This is a genomic window from Neisseria sp. HMSC03D10 (assembly GCF_001807625.1).
Lineage (GTDB): Bacteria > Pseudomonadota > Gammaproteobacteria > Burkholderiales > Neisseriaceae > Neisseria > Neisseria mucosa.
Map to the genome: position 1 here is coordinate 1 of NZ_KV789545.1, position 3,885 is coordinate 3,885.

The following is a 3,885-nucleotide window of genomic DNA, read 5'->3' on the forward strand; positions in this document are numbered from 1 at the left end:
CATTTGTTCATGAACACGATGATGTAAGGTACACCTACTTGACGGGCCAACAGGATGTGTTCGCGGGTTTGCGGCATAGGACCGTCGGCAGCAGAACATACCAAGATTGCGCCGTCCATTTGTGCGGCACCGGTAATCATGTTTTTAACGTAGTCGGCGTGACCCGGGCAGTCTACGTGTGCGTAGTGGCGGGTTTCGGTTTCGTATTCTACGTGTGAGGTATTGATGGTAATACCGCGGGCTTTTTCTTCGGGAGCGTTGTCGATTTGGTCGTAAGCTTTTGCAGCACCGCCGAATTTTTTAGCCAAAATAGTAGTCAAAGCAGCAGTTAGGGTGGTTTTACCATGGTCAACGTGACCGATGGTGCCAACGTTTACGTGCGGTTTGCTACGTTCAAATTTTTCCTTAGCCATGAGCTAATTCCTTTACATTAAAGATCGATTAAAGAACAGAGGCCGTCTGAAAAATCATTTCAGCCTTTCAGACGACCTATTTGCCTGATTAGCCTTTACGGGCTTCAGTTACAGCAGCAGCTATGTGGGCAGGAGCTTCAGAATATTTCTTGAACTCCATAGAGTAAGTAGCGCGGCCTTGGGTTGCAGAACGCAGGTCGGTCGAATAACCGAACATTTCTGCCAGAGGTACTTCGGCACGGACTTTTTTACCGCCGATACCGTCATCATCCATACCCAATACGACGCCGCGACGACGGTTCAAGTCGCCCATTACGTCACCCATGTATTCTTCAGGGGTTTCCACTTCAACGGCCATGATTGGCTCAAGCAGAGCAGGATTGGCTTTACGCATACCTTCTTTGAAGGCTTGTGAAGCAGCCAATTCGAAGGCCAGTTGAGAGGAGTCGACATCGTGTGAAGAACCGAAGATCAAACGTACGCGTACGTCAACTACTGGGTAGCCTGCAACGATACCGTTAGGCAGGGTATCGCGGATACCTTTATCGACAGACGGAATGAATTCGCGAGGAATCACACCACCTTTAATTTCGTCGATAAATTCGTAGCCTGCACCACCCGGCTCCATAGGTTCCATTTTGATCACAACGTGACCGTATTGACCTTTACCACCGGATTGTTTGGCGTGTTTGTATTCGGCTTCAACTTCTTTGCGGATGGTTTCGCGGTAAGCCACTTGAGGCGCACCGATATTCGCTTCCACGCCGAATTCGCGTTTCATACGGTCAACAATAATTTCCAAGTGCAGCTCACCCATACCGGAAATAATGGTTTGACCGGATTCCTCGTCTGTACGGACACGGAAAGAAGGGTCTTCCTTAGCCAGACGGTTCAGGGCGATACCCATTTTCTCTTGGTCGGCTTTGGTTTTCGGCTCAACGGCAATATGGATTACCGGCTCAGGGAATTCCATACGTTCCAAGATGATCGGCGCGCTTTCTGCACACAAGGTTTCACCGGTAGTAACGTCTTTCAGACCGATAGCGGCTGCGATGTCGCCAGCACGTACTTCCTCGATTTCAGTACGGTCTGCAGCAGTCATTTGTACCAAACGACCGATACGTTCACGAGTACCTTTTACAGAGTTCAATACGGTATCACCGGATTTCACGACACCGGAGTAAACGCGGATGAAAGTCAGCTGACCAACGTATTTGTCGTTCAACATTTTGAACGCTAATGCAGAGAATTTCTCTTCATCGCTGGCTTGGCGGCTGTCGGCTTCTTCAGTGTTAGGGTTAACACCTTGAACCGGAGGAATATCGGTAGGAGCAGGCAGCAATTCTACAACTGCGTCCAACATCCGTTGAACACCTTTGTTTTTAAATGCGGAACCACACAACATCGGCTGAATTTCGCCTGCCAAAGTACGTTGACGCAATGCGCCTACGATTTCTTCCTCGGTCAGCTCATCGCCGCCCAAGTATTTGTCCATCAATTCTTCGCTGGCTTCTGCTGCGGCTTCAATCATGTTTTGACGCCATTCTTCAGCAGTTTCAACCAATTCAGCAGGAATGTCACCATAGGTAAAGGTTGTACCTTTATCGGCTTCATTCCAGATGATGGATTTCATTTTCAGCAGGTCAACAACACCGGTGAAACTGTCTTCTGCGCCTACCGGAATAACGATAGGTACTGGGTTTGCGCGCAAACGGGTTTTCATTTGCTCGACAACGCGGAAGAAGTTGGCACCTTGACGGTCCATTTTATTTACAAACGCCAAGCGTGGAACTTGGTATTTGTTGGCTTGACGCCATACGGTTTCAGATTGAGGTTGAACACCACCCACCGCGCAGTAAACCATTACCGCACCATCCAATACACGCATAGAACGCTCTACCTCTACAGTAAAGTCAACGTGTCCCGGGGTGTCAATGATGTTGAAGCGGTGTTCTGGGAATTGTTTCGCCATACCGGACCAGTAGGAAGTAACGGCAGCAGAGGTAATGGTAATACCACGTTCTTGCTCTTGTTCCATGTAGTCGGTAGTAGCCGCGCCATCATGTACCTCGCCCAATTTGTGGGTCAAACCGGTATAGAACAAAATACGTTCTGTAGTAGTGGTTTTACCCGCGTCAATATGGGCGGAAATACCGATGTTGCGGTACAGGCTGATCGGGGTCTTACGAGCCATTTTATTAGCCTTTCAAAATTAGAAACGGAAGTGAGAGAATGCTTTGTTGGCTTCAGCCATGCGGTGTACTTCTTCACGTTTTTTCAACGCACCGCCGCGACCTTCGGACGCATCAATCAACTCGCCTGCCAGACGCAGGTCCATGGATTTCTCACCACGTTTGCGGGCCGCATCGCGAACCCAGCGCATTGCAAGAGCCAGACGGCGTGAAGGACGAACCTCAACAGGAACTTGGTAGTTTGCACCACCTACACGGCGGCTTTTCACTTCCACGATAGGTTTGGCGTTTGCAATGGCTTCGTTGAATACTTCGATTGCTGCTTTGCCGGTTTTTTTCTCGATTTGCTCCAATGCACCGTAAACGATACGCTCGGCAACAGATTTTTTACCGTCAATCATCAATACGTTCATGAATTTAGTCAGCTCGACGCTGCCGAATTTAGGATCAGGCAACACATCGCGCTTGGGGACTTCTCTACGTCTTGGCATTTTAATTTCCTTTAATCTATTCAGTTGGGTCAATTCCCATGAATACCCAATAGAGTATTCACTTACTCGGCCGTTGTTCAGCTTAGGCGGCCGACGTGCCTATTTAAGTCCCTGTAATTATTTAGGACGCTTAGCACCGTATTTAGAACGGGCTTGTTTACGGTCTTTAACACCTGCAGTATCCAAAGAACCGCGTACAGTGTGGTAACGTACACCCGGCAAGTCTTTTACACGACCGCCGCGAATCAGTACGACGCTGTGCTCTTGCAGGTTGTGGCCTTCACCGCCGATGTATGAAATGACTTCAAAACCGTTGGTCAGGCGAACTTTACATACTTTACGCAATGCAGAGTTAGGTTTTTTAGGGGTAGTCGTGTATACACGGGTGCATACGCCGCGTTTTTGCGGGCAGGCTTCCAGTGCAGGCACTTTGTTTACGTACACGGGCTTTTGACGGCCTTTGCGTACCAATTGGTTGATAGTTGGCATATTTTCTCGTCCTGTTGAGTTAAATACTTGCCGACACCATGTCGGCAAGAGTGGAATTATATTTTTATTGCAAGAGTTTAGTCAAGCAAACGGTAGAGAAAAGTTGGTATTTTGTATTTACTAAGAACTATTTAGCAACTGAGGTCGTCTGAAATGGATAAAGAGTTCTCAAACTCTGCACTCCCTATTTCAGACGACCTTTATCAAAAATAAGTCAGTTCGCAACTCCATTAGAGCCACCCTTCCTACCGTACTTTTCACAACGGCATTGATATAGTGGATTAAATTTAAATCAGGACA

4 protein-coding genes are annotated in these 3,885 nt (G+C 48.0%); all 4 read right to left on the reverse strand.

Going from position 1 to position 3,885, the window contains the following annotated elements; all coding sequences use genetic code 11:
• Window positions 1-413 (reverse strand): GTP-binding protein (locus HMPREF3066_RS06605; RefSeq protein ID WP_083286415.1); only part of this gene is annotated, 413 nt, incomplete at its 3' end.
• Window positions 414-501: 88 nt separating this feature from the next.
• The gene (gene fusA, locus HMPREF3066_RS06610) at window positions 502-2,607 is read right to left on the reverse strand and encodes an elongation factor G (RefSeq protein ID WP_003760496.1); all 2,106 of its coding nucleotides are present in this window, start codon (window positions 2,605-2,607) and stop codon (window positions 502-504) included.
• Between the two features lie 18 nt (window positions 2,608-2,625).
• Window positions 2,626-3,096: a 30S ribosomal protein S7 gene (rpsG, locus tag HMPREF3066_RS06615; RefSeq protein WP_003745196.1), complete on the reverse strand. Its 471-nt coding sequence runs from the start codon at window positions 3,094-3,096 to the stop codon at window positions 2,626-2,628.
• A gap of 117 nt (window positions 3,097-3,213) precedes the next feature.
• Complete coding sequence (rpsL, locus tag HMPREF3066_RS06620) at window positions 3,214-3,585, reverse strand: 30S ribosomal protein S12 (RefSeq protein ID WP_002218431.1); 372 nt, start codon at window positions 3,583-3,585, stop codon at window positions 3,214-3,216.
• Window positions 3,586-3,885 lie beyond the last annotated feature (300 nt).

Bases quoted from the DNA above. Each gene is read 5' to 3' on its own strand.
- rpsG (WP_003745196.1), bottom strand. From the start codon at position 3,096: ATGCCAAGACGTAGAGAAGTCCCCAAGCGCGATGTGTTGCCTGATCCT.
- fusA (WP_003760496.1), bottom strand. From the start codon at position 2,607: ATGGCTCGTAAGACCCCGATCAGCCTGTACCGCAACATCGGTATTTCC.
- rpsL (WP_002218431.1), bottom strand. From the start codon at position 3,585: ATGCCAACTATCAACCAATTGGTACGCAAAGGCCGTCAAAAGCCCGTG.